This is a genomic window from Rathayibacter sp. CAU 1779 (assembly GCF_054551755.1).
This window is the reverse complement of record NZ_JBTOLK010000004.1, coordinates 276,016-290,268: the sequence shown is the minus strand read 5'-3', so window position 1 is coordinate 290,268 and position 14,253 is coordinate 276,016. Positions and strand designations below refer to the sequence as shown.

Here is a 14,253-nt window from a genome sequence, read left to right as displayed (position 1 = left end):
ATCGGATGACCGCCGAGCGGAGGTCCTTGCGCGACGCGCCGGAGGGCCTCCGCCTCGGCATCCACGCCGGCACCTTCCAGTCGCCACTCGAGGGCAGCACACTCGCCGGAGCCACCGACGCGCAGCGCTATCGGATGGCACGGGATGCCGGATTCACCCTTGTCCAGGATGGCGACGATGCACTGGCGGCAACCGTCGGTCTCGCCACCGCCGGCGCCGGCAGAGTGCTCGCACCGGAGGATGCCGGCGTGCTCGCGCGGCGCAGTGCGGCAGCGGGTCATGAGTCGACGACGCTGCACGTGGGTACCGGGTTCGAGAGCGACGAAGATGCCAACGCTCTCATCGAGGCCATCCTCGAAGCTGCGGTCACCGAGAGCCACCCGATGTTCGTCGAGACCCATCGCGCCACGATCACGCAGGATCCCTGGCGCACCATCCAACTGGTGAAGCGCTACCCGGATCTGCTTTTCACCGGTGATTTCTCACACTGGTACACCGGCGTGGAACTCGTCTACGGCGACCTCGACGAGAAACTGGATGCACTGCAGCCGGTGTTCGACCGGGTCCGGTTCCTGCACGGACGGGTGGGAACACCGGGATGCATGCAGGTGCCGATCGCTGGAGCACGACACCAGCCCTACGTCGGTCACTTCTTCGAAATCTGGGCACGCACATTCGCCTCCGCGCTCAGCACGGGAGCGGCGAGCGGCGGCATCACCTTCGTACCGGAGCTCCTGCCGCCTGACAACTTCTACGCCCGCGAATTCCCGCGAGCTGATGGTGCCATCGGCGAAGAGAGCGACCGATGGACCGAAGCCATCCTCCTCGCCGAACTCGCCATCGACGCCTTCGACGAAGGAGCACGACGCGCGGGCTGACCCTGCACCGCATGGCCGCGTGCGCGGGGGCGCGCGAGCAGAGAACATACAGAGACGACCGTGACGAAGCTCGGTCATCCCACAGAAGGAAAGAGACCACATGCGGCGCATCATCCTGGACACCGACCTCGCCATGGGCGCCGGCTGGGATGTCGACGACGGCTTCGCGCTCGCTCTCGCCGTCGCCGATCCGGAGATCACCCTCGATGCAGTCACCAGCATTGCGGGCAACACCGACGGCGAGAGCGCGGCGCTGCTGAGCATGGATCTTCTCGAGCGACTCGGAGTGACCGGCGTCCCCGTTTACCAAGGCGCCTTGGCGCCGCTCACCCACCCGGAACTCATCCGCACGGCACCCGACGCGATCCGTTCAACGTATGGGCGTCACGTTCCCGCTGCCGGCTTCGCCGCTGCCGAGATCGCCCGCCGCATCACCGCGGAGCCGGGTGAGATCACCCTGGTACCCATCGGCCCGCTCACCAACGTCGCCGCCGCACTCTCACTGGATCACCGCGTGGCCCGCGACGTCAAAGAGATCGTCATCATGGGCGGGATCTTCCTCGGTCAGACCAAGCAAGGACGGATGCCGGGCGAGTTCAACATCTGGAGCGATCCGGAAGCCGCCGAAGCCGTTCTCAACAGCGGTGCATCGATCCGCTTCGTCGGACTCGACGTCACCGTCAAGGTGCGACTCAGTCGCGCCCAGGCGGCAGAGCTTGCACAGCATCCGGAAGGATCCTTCGGAAGGTTCGCCGGAGAAGCCACCAACACCTGGATCGACATCATGCACGCCCGATTCCCCGGGAACCCACTCAACAACGAGTCCTGCGCCATGCACGATCCTCTGGCCGTCGCCGTCCTTTCACACCCCGAGTTCTGCGCCTGGCGACCTGCTCACGTCACTGTCGTGACGGGTCCCAGCGTGGCCCGCGGATTGACCGTGACAGACCTGGCGGAAGGCAGTGACGCACCCGAACCCAACTGCCGGATAGCGACCGACGTCGATGCAGATGCCTTCACCGCTCACTTCCTCCGCGCCATCGGGCGGCTCTAGGACGCCGGCCTCACACCGAACGGCCGTGGCCAGACGATCCCGGCAGGAGTTCGTCGAGCAGTGCCGTGACGCGGGCTTTGACGTCATCGCGGATCGCGCGCACCTCGTCGATGGGCTTCCCTGCGGGGTCGGTGAGCTCCCAGTCCTCGTAGCGTTTGCCGGGGAAGATCGGGCAGGCGTCACCGCAGCCCATGGTGATCACCACGTCCGATTCGCGGACCTGGTCGGTGCTGAGAAGTCGCGGGAAGGTGCCGGTGATGTCGATGCCCTCTTCGGCCATGGCCTGAACCGCGATGGGGTTGACGGTGTCGCCTGGTTCTGAGCCTCCTGAGAGGACGCGCACGCGCCCGCCCGAAAGAGCGCGGGCGTAGCCGGCCGCCATCTGGGATCGGCCGGCGTTGTGCACGCAGACGAACAGGATCGTGGGTGTGTCGCTCATGATGTCCTCGGGGTCGAGTCTGGGCCGGCCGCCCCGGATCCGTTCCGCGGCGGCCGGGTGAGGGTCAGCAGCAGCCGGGCTCGCAGCATCCCTCGTCGGGTTCGCAACAACCGTTCATGGTCGTCTCCTTTCATCGACGTGCGTCGATGGACATAGTCTGTGATTAAACATCGATGAATGTCAATGTTGTGCCAGACTGAGACCATGTCCGTCACCGAACTGCTGCCGATCCGGGATCTGCAGGCGTGCTGCGCGCCGATCACGCGCGAACCGATCGACGCGGTCAACGCCCAGTCCCTGGCGAAGTCGTTGAAGGCGCTGGCCGACCCGGCACGGCTCCGCCTGATGTCCATGGTGGCGGCCCACGCGGATGCCGAGGCATGCGTCTGCGACCTGACCGACCCTCTCGGGTTGAGCCAGCCCACCGTTTCGCACCACCTGAAGGTGCTCGTCGACGCCGGATACCTCACCGTCAGCAAGCGCGGAACCTGGCACTATTACCGCCTCGTTCCAGGCGCCCTGGACGCGGTCGCCACACTCCTGACGACGGTCTGAATGACCACACGGCATCCGCTCTGGCGCGCCTGCGTTGCCGAGCTTCTTGGCACCGGGATGCTCACCCTCGCCGTCGTCGGTTCCGGCATCGCTGCGACCTCGCTGTCCACGGACGCCGGCATCCAGTTGGCGATCAATGCGGCCGCCACCGGCTTGGCGCTGTATGTGATCATCAGAGTGTTCGCTCCGGTATCGGGCGCGCATCTGAATCCGGTCGTCTCCCTCGTCGACGTCCTGCTCGGCAGGCGACCTTGGAAGCATTTGGCCGGCTACCTGCCTGCACAGGTCGTCGGCGGCGTCCTCGGGACCGTCCTCGCGAATACGATCTTCGGTCAGACCCCGGTCTCCATCGGCACCGCCGACAGGGTCTCCGCTGCACATCTCGCCGCCGAAGTCGTCGCGACCGCCGGGCTCATCCTCGTGATCTTCACCCTGGCTCGCGGTGCGGCACACGAAGCGGTGCCCGTCGCGGTCGCCGCGTACATCGCCTCGGCGTACTTCTTCACCTCTTCGACCAGCTTCGCGAACCCTGCCGTCACCATCGGACGGATGTTCACCGACAGCTTCGCGGGCATCGCACCGATCTCCGCCCTCGCCTTCCTGCCGGCCCAATTCATCGGTGCCCTGATCGGCATGGCCGCCGCCGTGCTGCTCTTTCCCGCACGCCAGGTCGCATCCACTTCCGCGCGCTGAGCAGTGGTCGAAGCACACAACCGGTATTGCAGCCGAGGGATCGCGGATCCCCTCAGGTCACGGCCGCCGGCCAGCGAGAGGCGATCCATTCGCGCCAGGTCGCGAAGCCGTCGGGTGGACCGTCGATCGAAGCGGATCCGTCCAGCTCGTCGGGGGAGGGGATGTCGAACCGCGCCTCGTACTGCGCCAGTTCGTCATCCGAGATCGGCCACGTGGCGTGCGGGGCATCCGCCAACCGCTGGTCGAGACGACGGCGTTGCTCGATCGACGGCAGCGCGAAGAAGAGGACCTCGACCCTCGCGCCGGCATCCGCTCCCGCCTGTCGCAGTGCGGATCGTTCGTCTCGACTCCACAGTCCGAAGTCGATGACGACGTTGGCGCCGAGTTCGAGCGCGCGCAGGGCGATCTGGATCAGGCGCCCCTCGATGACGTCGGATGCCGATTCCGGGTTCTCCTCGCCGTAGAGGGCCCTGATCCATTCGTCCTTCGTCAGACGAAGCGCGTCGTGCTCGACCTCGATGCGGCGCGCGGCTGTGGTCTTGCCGGTTCCGGGAAGACCGACGGTCAGAAAGAGTGTCGGCGGACTGGTCTCTGCCACGGCCACGACGCTAACAGGCGCGAAGTCGGAGCGGAACGACCGGATCCTTCCGCGTCTGACGCGCGAGGCCGAGCCGAATCCACGAGTGCGCCGTTTCCGCATTCAGGCAGGACGAAGGGTTTGCGGCGAAGCCGGCTCTTCGCCTCGGTCCTTTGGACTTGCCGAAACGCCTGCGGGCCCGCGTCTGCTGCCCTAGCGTGACTTCCGTGACGATCTCCCTCGGATACCAGATCCCCAACTTCACCTACCCGGGCGGCGTCGAGACGCTGTTCGACACCGTGCTGGCGCAGGCGCGCGAGGCGGAGGCCAGCGGGTTCGACACGGTCCTCGTGATGGACCACTTCTACCAGCTCCCCGGCATCGGAACACCTGATCAGCCGATGATGGAGGCTTACTCAACGCTGGCGGCGCTCGCGGCGTCCACCAGCACGATCCAGCTGTCGGCGCTGGTGACGGGCAACACGTACCGGAATCCGACGATGCTGGCCAAGACGGTCAGCACGCTGGACGTGATCAGCCACGGGCGCGCCATCCTGGGCATCGGCGCCGGGTGGTTCGAGCTCGAGCATGAGCAGCTGGGCTTCGATTTCGACACCTTCACCGAGCGCTTCGAGAAGCTCGACGAGGCGCTGCAGATCATCCATCCGATGCTGCGGGACGAGCGTCCGGAGTTCACCGGCAAGTGGTACCGGGCGCACGGGGCGATGAACGTGCCGCGCTTCAGGGAGAGCATCCCGATCATGCTCGGTGGACAGGGTGAGCGGAAGACCTTCCGGCTCGCGGCGCGGTACGCCGATCACATGAACATCATCTGCGCGATCGACGATCTGCCGCGCAAGGTACAGGTGCTCAAGCAGCGGGCGGAGGAGATCGACCGGGATCCGGCGACGCTGAAGACGAGCTACCTCGCCAGCGTCGCGTTGGTGGAGACGCAGGCCGAGGCGGACGTGATCCTCGCGAAGGTTCCAGAGGAGCGACGCAGCCGCGCGTTCGTCGGAACCGCGGATGTGCTGGCCGAGCGCATCCAGGAGTCGATCCTCGGCGCCGGCGTCGACGGCGTTATCGTCAACTCGCCGTTCAACGGCCACGTGCCGGGCGTCGTGACGGCTCTGGGCGAGACGCTCGCGCCGCTCGTGCGCTGAGCGGCCGAGGGCGTTCAGCACCACCCGTTCGAGACCGCCGCATTCCGCGCCACCTGCGGGATGCGGCGGTCCCTTTTCCGTGCCGCGCGCATCCGTCCCGCCTAGAGTGGACAGGACGCCGGGCCGGTCGGGCTCGTCACCGCGTCAGCATGCACTTGGGGGTGCCCATGCCCGCTCGATTCGTGTACTGGATGAACACATCCCTCGACCTCTTCATCGAGCGCACGCCAGGGGAGCAGGGCGGCGGTGACTGGCTGAGCATCGACGAGCCGTTGCACCGCGAGTTCAACAGGCGTGCGGCCGCGATGACGTCGATGGTCGAGGGCCGCGTCATCTACGAGACGATGGAGTCGTACTGGCCGGCGGCTCGGCACGACGAATCGGCGTCCGATGTCATCCGCGAATACGGAGAGATCTGGACGTCGGCACCCAAGGTGCTGGTGTCGCGCACGCGCAGCCAGGCGCAGTACAACACCCGTATCGTCGGCGGCGACGATGCGATCGAACGGCTTGCGGCCATTCGCGCCGAGTCCGACGGCGACATCGGAGTGGGCGGCGCGACGGTGGCGACACAGCTGCTCGACGCGGGGATCCTCGACGAACTGCTGGTGTTCCAGCATCCGGTGATCCTCGGTGCGGGGCGACCGTTGTTCGACGGCGGTCCGCGCACGATCCGACTCGACCTGCTGGAACAGCGGGGATTCGACAACGGCGTCGTCATGCACCGCTACGCAGTGCGTCACGACTGAGACGACCTGCGCGATGAGCCGCACGTTCGTGCAGAGGGTGGAAATCGTTTCCTTCCGGAGGGGTAGACCACTAGGGTCTGAACAGCCTGGAACGGTGTCGAAATACCGGATTCGTTCGGGCTCGTTGTGCCGGTGCAGGTGCCGGCGGCTCAGGAGGAATCGTGGTGGGTGGACGCAGTCGTGGCGGTACTCCGGGTCAGAAGCGTTCGGCTCGCTGGCGACGGATCGCGACGGTCGGCGTCGCCATGACCATCCTGGCTGCGCTCGCCGGTTGCGTGCCCGCGAGCAACGCCTCGGCTCACGGGACGCCGACGCACAAGCCGCACGCCACGAAGTCGGCGCGACCCACGGCATCCGCTCCGAATCCGGCCCTGTCGCACCCCGCGACCGTTGAGCCGGCGAGCACGCCAGAGCCGGCGCCGACTCTTCTCCCCGTTCCGGCCGGCACGGTCGTGGCCGAGGGCGACGTGGCGTCGCCGAAGGGGAGCATCCACTACCACTACCGGGTCGCCGCGAACGGGGACAACACCTACACCACTCAGTATTCGGGCTTCACGTCAACCGTGCCCATCCCGGTGTCAGTCACGTTCATCGACATCGCGCCGAACGTCGGAGACGGCCTGACCTGGCATGGTGTAGGCGACCATCTGCTCGGCGGACCGACGACCACTGCGACATCATCGTCAGGGTCACTCGGCTCGGAGGACCAGCCCTCCTACCTGACTGCGATCGTCACCTATTCCTCCGTGGCGTCCGCCGACGGTGTTCCGGTGGAGCTCGGCCCGAACAAGGTGCTGGCGGTGAACACCGTGAAGTGGTCCGTACCGGTGCGGCAGTCGAACGTGCATCCCTCGGACGGCGGATCGCGCACCTTCGCCACCGGCAAGGTGACGGCCACGACTGCCGGCGGTGCGCCGAAGAGCTACCTGGTGGCACCGGGCGACATCACGGATGTCGTCGCCGCACGCTTCGGAATCTCGGTCGCCGACCTGATCTGGCTCAACGAGAACCTGCAGGTGTTCGGCGACCAGCAGTACCTCTACGAAGGCACGACCCTGAACCTGGATCCGGACGGGATCTGACCCACGCCCGAGACCGTTCCGTCGCGACCGGCGGATCCGTACGCTGTCACCGTGCCCGACCTCGAAATCGTTCCCGCAACGGATGCCGACGCCCCCGAGCTCCTCGTTCTGACCCGCGCCTGCTGGGTTCAGGAGGCGCTCGCGAACGACACCCTCGACATCCCGGCGCTCCACGAAAGCCTCGACCAGGTGCGAGCCGACATCGACCGGTGGGACACGTATGTCGTGCGCGCGGGCGCCCGCCTGGTGGCATCGGTGCGCGGGCGGCTCACGGTCGGCGCGGGCGGCACGCCGGTGTGGGACATCGGCCGGCTGATGGTCGCGCCCGACCTGCAGGGATCCGGCCTCGGACGCCGACTCCTCGACCACATCCAGAGCGTCGCGCCGACCGAGGCGCTCGGTTTCGAGCTGTTCACGGGGGCGCACAGCACGCGCAATCAGCGGATGTACATCGCCGCGGGATTCGTGTTGCGACCCGAAGTGCAGGCGCCGCCGTCTGCTGTGATGCTCACGAAGGGGCGGTGACTGCGCAGGCCCGGCGGATGTCGCGCCGATCGTCGCGGTGACCGCCGAGGGGACTCTACCGGAGTCCGATCGGAGCGGTGCCGCCGCGGCGGGCATCCGTCCGCGGCAGCACTCTCGGGTCCGAAGTCCGGCCCGCTCGAGCCCAGCGTTGAGCACTTTCGGCGCGGCACCCTTCGGGGCCGAGCCTCAGCGCACGCGCTTGATCGGCACGAAGAACACGATGCAGGCCAGCGCGAGCAGCCCCGCGATGATGAAGAGTGCCGTGTAGCCCAGCGTGCCGATGATGATGGCGCCGATTCCGCCGCCGATCACGCCGGAAAGCGTGTTCGTCGTGGTGAGGAATCCGAGGTCGCGGGCGGCTGTCTCCTTGTTCGGCAGGATCTCGACCATGAGCGCCTGGTCGACCGACGAGAACGCACCGAACGCGAATGCCGCCAGCAGGATGTTGACGTACAGCACCCAGGTCTGCGTGCTGAGCAGCAGCACCGCCACCCCGGCGACGAACAGCACGACGCTGACGATGACGGGCGCCTTGCGCCTGCGTAGCTTGTCGGAAAGCGGACCGGCGATGGCTGTCGCCACCGCTGCGGCGACGGCGAGCAGGATCCCGAGAACGGCGCCGAGCGAGGCCGACTGTTCGATCGTGAGTCCGAAGTGGTACCGCAGCTGCTGGGTCTGCGTCTGCACCAGCATCATGAGGCCCACCATGAACACGAGCCGGCCGAGGTAGACGAGCCAGTACTCGCGATCTTTGGGCGGTCGGAAGGTCGAGAAGATCTCCCTGAGGTCGAACAGCTTCTCGCCCGGCGCACGGCGAAGTCGCGCCCCGGGAATGGCGAGCACCACCACGAGCATCATCGCGACCATCGTCCACGGCAGCACGAGGAATCCGACGCTGAGGTGCTCCACGCCGAACACCCCGACCAGCACGCTCACCACGATGCCGCCCAGGGCCGAACCGAGCAGGGTGCCGAAGCTGGCGAACGCCGACGCACGACCCATCAGCTTCGAGTTCACGCGGTCGGGCAGCAGCGCGGTGTAGCTCGCGAGTGTGGTGTTGAGGCCCACCTGGAATCCGCAGAACAGGATGACCACGGCCCACACGGCCGTATAGGGCACAAAGGTCAGCCCCAGGATGCAGATCGAGGCGATGACGGTGCCCGTGATGATCCACGGGTTGCGGCGGCCGAGCCGGGTGCGGGTGTGATCGGAGACGTTGCCTGCAACGATCGCCGCCAGCGCGCCGAACAAGGCTCCGAAGACGTTCGCGGCACCGATCGACGCGTTCGCGGCGGCCTCGTCGAGCCGTGCCGTGAAGTTGTAGGCCATCAGACCCGCGACGGCGGAGGTGGGGATGGCGGCGCCGAGGATCATCAGCATGTTGACCGGGCCGAACCAGCCCAGGCGGGTCACGAAGCGACGTTCGCCGAGGTCGTTCGTCGGCGACTCGTCCGAGGCGAAGCTGCCGGGTGCGGCGACGTCCGCGTCCTGCGGAGCGACGCTCGTGGCACTGTTCGGGTCGTAAGGGGGTGCTGGTGTGGGGGCGTCCTGTGGCATCGTCGAACTCCATTGTCTGGGGGATGCGGTGGATGGGATCGGCACAGACCTTACCGGGTGGTCAGTTCTGTGCCGCTCCCTAGTATCACCATCTCGGCGTAGAAAATCTACCAACCGGTAACTATGGTGAAGGGATGCATGAACGCCTCCCCGAAGGATTCCTTTTCGGCGCTTCCACGTCCGCCCACCAGATCGAGGGGAACAACGTCGCCAGCGACTGGTGGGCCTTCGAGAACGCGAAGGGGAGTCCGGTGACGGAGCCGAGCGGCGACGCCTGCGACAGCTTCCTGCGCTGGCGCGAAGACATGGACCTGCTGCGCTCCCTCGGCTTCGACAGCTACCGGTTCAGCATCGAGTGGGCGCGCGTCGAGCCCGTGAGGGGGCGGATCTCGCACTCCGCCGTCGCGCACTACGTCGAGATGGTCCGCTACGCCCGCAGCATCGGACTCGAGCCGGTCGTCACGCTCCACCATTTCACGCACCCACTCTGGTTCATGGCCGACGGAGGATGGCTGGCCGACGACGCACTCACCCTCTTCGAGCGCTATCTGGATGCCGTCGCTCCCGTCATCGACGCCGGCGTGCGCACCGTCGTGACGATCAACGAGCCCAACATCCTGGCCGTCATGCATGCCATCATCCGCGGAGACGCATCGCTCGATGGCGGGCTGCTCGGCGGACTCCCCGCACCGCACACGCCAACAGCCGAACGCCTCGCCGAAGCGCACCACCGTGCGGTGGAGCGGCTGCACCGACGGCATCCGGGTGTTCGCGCGGGCTGGAGCATCGCCAACCAGGCGGTGCAGTCGGTACCGGGCGGCGAAGCGAACGCGGATGACTACCGACGCACTCGCGAGGACTGGTTCCTCGAGCACAGCAAGGGAGACGACTTCGTCGGCGTGCAGTCGTACACGCGCACGATCGTCGGGCGCGACGGCATCGTCCCGGTCTCGCCGGACGACGAGCGCACGCTCACCGGCTGGGAGTTCTACCCGGCGGCGCTGGCCGAAGCGGTGCGCCACACGGCGGCAGTCGTGCCTGGTGTGCCGATCATCGTGACGGAGAACGGCGTCGCGGTGGCCGACGACGAGCGGCGCATCGTCTACACCCGCGCGGCGCTCCGTGGACTCGCGGATGCCATGGTCGACGGCATCGACGTGCGCGGCTACCTGCACTGGTCGTTGCTCGACAACTACGAATGGGGACGCTTCGCCCCGATCTTCGGGCTGATCGCCGTCGATCGCACCACGTTCGTTCGTACGCCGAAGCCGTCGGCGCACTGGCTGGGCGGACTTGCGAAGCGCCGCGTGCTCGTCGACGCAGACGGCGAGCACCGCACGGAGCACGACAGCTCGATGCGCGAGATCCCCGAGCACGAGGTCCCCGAGCACGAGGGAGTTGCACGTCGGGCGGACGACGCCGGGACGGCCGTTCGTCGATGAGCGCTCTGCTGCCGCTGCCGCGTGAAGGGAGCCTGGAAGGACCCGCGGTCCGGCTGTCGTCCGATTCGACGCTGGTGGTGGGCGGCCATCCGGATCTGGTCGCACGGATTCTGCCGTCGCTCGGCGAACTGGCGCGACGGACGATCGGGATCCGACTGACGGGAAGCGGGACAGCCCCCGGCGAGCCGCGGGTCCGTCCTGCTGTCAGCTTCGAGCTCGTCGACGACGCAGAGCTCGGCGATCTGCCGGATCCGATCGGAGAAGGCGCCTCCCTCGCAGGCATCGTCGACGAGCGCTACGAGCTCACCGTCGGTGATGCCGGCGCGACGGTACGCGCGGCCGGAGTTGCCGGCGCGTTCCGCGGAGGGACGGCGTTGCTTCAGTCGCTCGAGGCGAGTGACGGCATCCGCGCGACGACCGGCGCCATCCGCGACGCGCCGACGTTCGCCTGGCGTGGCCTGTCGCTCGACGTCGCCAGGCACTTCTTCGGCGTCGAGGATGTGAAGCGCGTGATCGACCTCCTTGCCTGGCATCGCATGAGTGTGCTTCACCTGCACCTCTCCGACTCGCAGGCGTGGCGGCTCGAATCCGAGCGTTGGCCGCTCCTCACAACGGGCGGCACCCCGCACTACTCGCGCGAAGAGTTCCGCGACCTCATCCGATTCGCCGACGAACGCTTCGTCACGATCGTGCCCGAGCTCGACATGCCGGGACACACTGCAGCGGCGCTCGCGGCGTATCCGGAATTGGCGAGCGGGGTGGAGTTCGCGCATCCGCTGCTCCCGTACCTCGATCCCGAGCAGCCGGCGACGCTGCGGTTCGCGACGGACGTGCTCACCGAGGCAGCGGAGCTGACCACTTCCACGTTCCTGCACATCGGAGGCGATGAGGCGTTCGGGATGCCCGAGCCCGCCTACTCCTCGTTCGTTGCGCACGTGCTCGACCACGTGCACGCCATCCCTCGTCGTGCCATCGGATGGCAGGAGACGACGCGATCCGGGGCGCTCCGCGGCGGCGCACCGACGACTTCAGGATCCGACCCTTCGGTGCCAGGCCCTTCGATGGAGCTCCCGGGATCAGAGCCGGCGGAATGCGTGGGGCCGGACCTCGCACAGCTCTGGATCTCCGACACGGACGCGTTCGACGCGGAGACAGTCAAGGCCCGCACGCCGGAGGCGTTCCACGAGCTGGTGGATCAGGCTGCGAAGACTGCGGCGCAGGCGCCGGGCGATGGTCCGAGAGCGGTCGCGGCCGGGATCCCGCTGATCCTGTCGCCGTCGTCGCCGCTCTATCTGAATCGTCCGTACTCCGACGCCAGCAGTGATCCGGCGCAGACGGTGGCCGGTGACCGGCTCGGATTCCCCGACTATCCGCCCGAGAGCACGGCCGAGCTGGCCGACTGGAACCCGTTCGACTGGGTGGCGCAGAACGCGGCGGGTGCGACAGTGGCCGGTGTCGAAGCGGCGATGTGGGGCGAGACGATCACCTCGTTCGACGACCTGGCCCTCCTGCTGCTGCCTCGGCTCGCGATCGTCGCCGAGCGGGCCTGGAATCCGGCGAGCACGCCATGGGAGTCCACGGCGGCCCGACTGCTGCGCAATGCTCCCGCGTGGGAGCGCCTGGGATTCGGCGCGTGGTACAGGTCCGTCGAGATCGTCGGCGACAGGAGCGAGCCGACGTTGGGGGAGGAGGACGCGTGAGCCCTGACGACACAAGCCTCCCGACACGGCCCGCCGACCTGCTCTCCGGCTGGCCCCGCGCCTGGTTCCGTCTGCGAGCGCTCTGGATCGCGCTCGCCGTGCGTCTCAGAGCGCCGGTGTGGATGACGCTTCCGGCCATCCGCGCGCTGGGTCCGCTCCTGGAGGACGCCACGCTCGTGTCGGCGATGGCAGCGTACGAGCCCGCCGACGTCGACCGCACGCTCGACGCCCGGTACGGCGAAGACCCTGCCGAACTGCTCGATGTATTCCGGCCGAGCGCGTCATCCGCACCGCTGCCGACGGTGATCTGGGTGCACGGGGGCGGCTGGATCGGCGGGACCAAGAACGACCTCCGCTCCTACCTTGCGGTGCTGGCCTCGCACGGATTCGTCGTGGTCGGCGTCGACTACACGTGGGCGCCGGAAGCGCACTACCCGATCCAGATCGTGCAGGCGAGCAGGGCGGTGGCGTGGGTTCGCTCGCATGCGGACGGGCTGGGCGCGGATCCCGATCGCGTCGTCCTCGCGGGTGATTCCGCGGGCGCCCACATCGCGGCACAGCTCGCACGTGCGATGACGGATGCCGGCCACGCAGAGCGCGCCGGCATCGGGCTCGCCGAGGGCGTCGGGTCAGACATCCGCGGTGTCGTGCTCACCTCGGGGCCGTTCCGGCTCGGACCCGCCGACGGCAGGCAACACACCGACGGCGCCCTCGGCCGCTTCGGCGATCTGCTGTTGCGGGCCTACACGGGGCACCGCGACTATCTCCGCGTTCCGGCAGTGCGCGCCGCATCCCTGGTTGACGACCTGGCCGCCTCGTTCCCGCCGGCCTTCATCTCCGCCGGAACCACGGACGCGATGCTGGAGGACTCGCGACAGCTGGCCAGGGCGCTCGCGGAGCATGGTGTGCCTGTCGAGGAGGCGTTCTATCCCGACGACCATCATCCGGAGCTGCCGCACGAGTTCGCCGTCGATCTCCGCCTGGCGGAGGCACGGTCGGTGATGGAGCGGATGGTCGGCTTCATCCGCCGCCGAACCGGTCGCGACCCCGGCGTTAGCATCGACGGATGACAGCCCCGACCGCCCGAGACGACGCGGGCGCCCCGCCCGCCGGCGCGATCAGCGAGCCCGGCGCGAAGCCCACGCTGACGAAGGGCCAACGAACCCGGCAGCGCATTCTCGACTCCGCTCTCGACCTCTTCCGCGAGCGCGGATTCCAGGCTGTCTCGCTTCGCGACATCGGAGCGCGTGCAGGCATCACGCACGTCACCGTGCTGCACTATTTCTCGTCGAAGGACGAGCTGCTCACCGACCTCATGATCCATCGCGACGACGTCGAACGGGACCACCTCTCCGACTTCGTGCGCGACGCCGATCCGGACGATCCGCGGTGGCGGGGCCTTCGCACACCCGAGCTGCGCTGGTTCATGTCGCGCCTGGAGGGGAACGAGTCCGAGCAGGGCGCGGCATCCCTCTTCCTCCGCATCGCGATGGAGGCCACGGCACAGGATCATGCGGCGCACGAGCACTTCGTGCGCCGCTACAAGCTGGTGCGTCGGATGCTCGTCACTGCGTTGGGCGAGGAACTCGCCGCGCATCCGCACACCGCCGTCGACATCACGGCCGAGACCGCGGCGGAGCAGCTCATGGCCATCTCGGACGGCACGACCTTCCAGGAGGCGTACTGCGCGGATGCGACCCCGACCGTCGACAACGTGTGGGCGTACCTCAGCCTGATCGGAGTTGCGAAAGCACCCTGACCGTGCGCGTGCGCCCGGCAGAATCGCGTGTGCCGTCGTGGATCGGGCCCACCGACGCCGATTCGGCACCCGCATCCGTG

15 protein-coding genes are annotated in these 14,253 nt (G+C 67.8%); 12 read left to right on the top strand and 3 right to left on the bottom strand.

Features of this window, described 5'->3' with window-relative positions:
* The first annotated feature begins 5 nt into the window (after window positions 1–5).
* Both ACX9R5_RS17520 and ACX9R5_RS17515 read left to right on the top strand, forming a co-directional pair.
* Entirely contained in the window at window positions 6–878 is an 873-nt protein-coding gene (locus ACX9R5_RS17520) for a hypothetical protein (RefSeq protein WP_459410342.1), read from the top strand.
* A gap of 100 nt (window positions 879–978) precedes the next feature.
* Complete coding sequence (locus ACX9R5_RS17515; protein ID WP_459410341.1) at window positions 979–1,932, top strand: nucleoside hydrolase; 954 nt, start codon at window positions 979–981, stop codon at window positions 1,930–1,932.
* 10 nt (window positions 1,933–1,942) lie between these two features.
* Here ACX9R5_RS17515 and ACX9R5_RS17510 read toward each other — a convergent pair whose 3' ends face one another.
* The gene (locus ACX9R5_RS17510) at window positions 1,943–2,371 is read right to left on the bottom strand and encodes an arsenate reductase ArsC (protein WP_459410340.1); all 429 of its coding nucleotides are present in this window, start codon (window positions 2,369–2,371) and stop codon (window positions 1,943–1,945) included.
* 204 nt (window positions 2,372–2,575) lie between these two features.
* Here ACX9R5_RS17510 and ACX9R5_RS17505 point away from each other — a divergent pair, with 204 nt between their 5' ends.
* Both ACX9R5_RS17505 and ACX9R5_RS17500 read left to right on the top strand, forming a co-directional pair.
* The gene (locus ACX9R5_RS17505) at window positions 2,576–2,926 is read left to right on the top strand and encodes a metalloregulator ArsR/SmtB family transcription factor (RefSeq protein WP_459410339.1); all 351 of its coding nucleotides are present in this window, start codon (window positions 2,576–2,578) and stop codon (window positions 2,924–2,926) included.
* On the top strand, window positions 2,927–3,619 hold the full coding sequence (locus tag ACX9R5_RS17500; protein WP_459410338.1) for an aquaporin: 693 nt from the start codon (window positions 2,927–2,929) through the stop codon (window positions 3,617–3,619).
* A gap of 52 nt (window positions 3,620–3,671) precedes the next feature.
* Here ACX9R5_RS17500 and ACX9R5_RS17495 read toward each other — a convergent pair whose 3' ends face one another.
* Window positions 3,672–4,217, bottom strand: coding sequence for an ATP-binding protein (locus ACX9R5_RS17495; protein ID WP_459410337.1), 546 nt, complete (start codon window positions 4,215–4,217; stop codon window positions 3,672–3,674).
* Window positions 4,218–4,423: 206 nt separating this feature from the next.
* Between ACX9R5_RS17495 and ACX9R5_RS17490 the strand changes: the two genes are divergently transcribed.
* The 4 genes from ACX9R5_RS17490 to ACX9R5_RS17475 all read left to right on the top strand — a co-directional run bounded on the left by ACX9R5_RS17490 (window position 4,424) and on the right by ACX9R5_RS17475 (window position 7,715).
* On the top strand, window positions 4,424–5,359 hold the full coding sequence (locus tag ACX9R5_RS17490) for an LLM class F420-dependent oxidoreductase (RefSeq protein WP_459410336.1): 936 nt from the start codon (window positions 4,424–4,426) through the stop codon (window positions 5,357–5,359).
* Between the two features lie 167 nt (window positions 5,360–5,526).
* Entirely contained in the window at window positions 5,527–6,108 is a 582-nt protein-coding gene (locus tag ACX9R5_RS17485; RefSeq protein ID WP_459410335.1) for a dihydrofolate reductase family protein, read from the top strand.
* Between the two features lie 161 nt (window positions 6,109–6,269).
* Window positions 6,270–7,190: a LysM domain-containing protein gene (locus tag ACX9R5_RS17480; RefSeq protein ID WP_459410334.1), complete on the top strand. Its 921-nt coding sequence runs from the start codon at window positions 6,270–6,272 to the stop codon at window positions 7,188–7,190.
* A gap of 51 nt (window positions 7,191–7,241) precedes the next feature.
* Window positions 7,242–7,715 carry a GNAT family N-acetyltransferase gene (locus ACX9R5_RS17475; protein WP_459410333.1) on the top strand — a complete coding sequence of 158 codons (474 nt, stop codon included), beginning with the start codon at window positions 7,242–7,244 and terminating at the stop codon, window positions 7,713–7,715.
* A gap of 186 nt (window positions 7,716–7,901) precedes the next feature.
* Here the strand turns inward: ACX9R5_RS17475 and ACX9R5_RS17470 are convergent, their stop codons facing one another.
* The gene (locus tag ACX9R5_RS17470; protein WP_459410332.1) at window positions 7,902–9,272 is read right to left on the bottom strand and encodes an MFS transporter; all 1,371 of its coding nucleotides are present in this window, start codon (window positions 9,270–9,272) and stop codon (window positions 7,902–7,904) included.
* A gap of 134 nt (window positions 9,273–9,406) precedes the next feature.
* Between ACX9R5_RS17470 and ACX9R5_RS17465 the strand changes: the two genes are divergently transcribed.
* Genes ACX9R5_RS17465 through ACX9R5_RS17450 form a run of 4 tightly spaced genes read left to right on the top strand, consistent with a single transcriptional unit; the run spans window position 9,407 to window position 14,173 of the window.
* Complete coding sequence (locus ACX9R5_RS17465) at window positions 9,407–10,714, top strand: glycoside hydrolase family 1 protein (RefSeq protein WP_459410331.1); 1,308 nt, start codon at window positions 9,407–9,409, stop codon at window positions 10,712–10,714.
* Window positions 10,711–12,414, top strand: a complete 1,704-nt coding sequence (locus tag ACX9R5_RS17460; RefSeq protein WP_459410330.1) for a family 20 glycosylhydrolase — start codon at window positions 10,711–10,713, stop codon at window positions 12,412–12,414. Before ACX9R5_RS17465 ends, ACX9R5_RS17460 begins: the two co-directional genes overlap by 4 nt.
* Window positions 12,411–13,484 carry an alpha/beta hydrolase gene (locus tag ACX9R5_RS17455; protein ID WP_459410329.1) on the top strand — a complete coding sequence of 358 codons (1,074 nt, stop codon included), beginning with the start codon at window positions 12,411–12,413 and terminating at the stop codon, window positions 13,482–13,484. Before ACX9R5_RS17460 ends, ACX9R5_RS17455 begins: the two co-directional genes overlap by 4 nt.
* The gene (locus tag ACX9R5_RS17450) at window positions 13,481–14,173 is read left to right on the top strand and encodes a TetR/AcrR family transcriptional regulator (RefSeq protein WP_459410328.1); all 693 of its coding nucleotides are present in this window, start codon (window positions 13,481–13,483) and stop codon (window positions 14,171–14,173) included. The genes ACX9R5_RS17455 and ACX9R5_RS17450 overlap by 4 nt, the downstream gene beginning before the upstream one ends.
* Window positions 14,174–14,253 lie beyond the last annotated feature (80 nt).

Excerpts from the sequence above, each read along its gene's own strand:
- ACX9R5_RS17500 (WP_459410338.1), top strand. The coding sequence starts at position 2,927 with ATGACCACACGGCATCCGCTCTGGCGCGCCTGCGTTGCCGAGCTTCTT.
- ACX9R5_RS17450 (WP_459410328.1), top strand. The coding sequence starts at position 13,481 with ATGACAGCCCCGACCGCCCGAGACGACGCGGGCGCCCCGCCCGCCGGC.
- ACX9R5_RS17520 (WP_459410342.1), top strand. The coding sequence starts at position 6 with ATGACCGCCGAGCGGAGGTCCTTGCGCGACGCGCCGGAGGGCCTCCGC.
- ACX9R5_RS17470 (WP_459410332.1), bottom strand. The coding sequence starts at position 9,272 with ATGCCACAGGACGCCCCCACACCAGCACCCCCTTACGACCCGAACAGT.
- ACX9R5_RS17510 (WP_459410340.1), bottom strand. The coding sequence starts at position 2,371 with ATGAGCGACACACCCACGATCCTGTTCGTCTGCGTGCACAACGCCGGC.
- ACX9R5_RS17515 (WP_459410341.1), top strand. The coding sequence starts at position 979 with ATGCGGCGCATCATCCTGGACACCGACCTCGCCATGGGCGCCGGCTGG.
- ACX9R5_RS17485 (WP_459410335.1), top strand. The coding sequence starts at position 5,527 with ATGCCCGCTCGATTCGTGTACTGGATGAACACATCCCTCGACCTCTTC.
- ACX9R5_RS17465 (WP_459410331.1), top strand. The coding sequence starts at position 9,407 with ATGCATGAACGCCTCCCCGAAGGATTCCTTTTCGGCGCTTCCACGTCC.
- ACX9R5_RS17505 (WP_459410339.1), top strand. The coding sequence starts at position 2,576 with ATGTCCGTCACCGAACTGCTGCCGATCCGGGATCTGCAGGCGTGCTGC.
- ACX9R5_RS17460 (WP_459410330.1), top strand. The coding sequence starts at position 10,711 with ATGAGCGCTCTGCTGCCGCTGCCGCGTGAAGGGAGCCTGGAAGGACCC.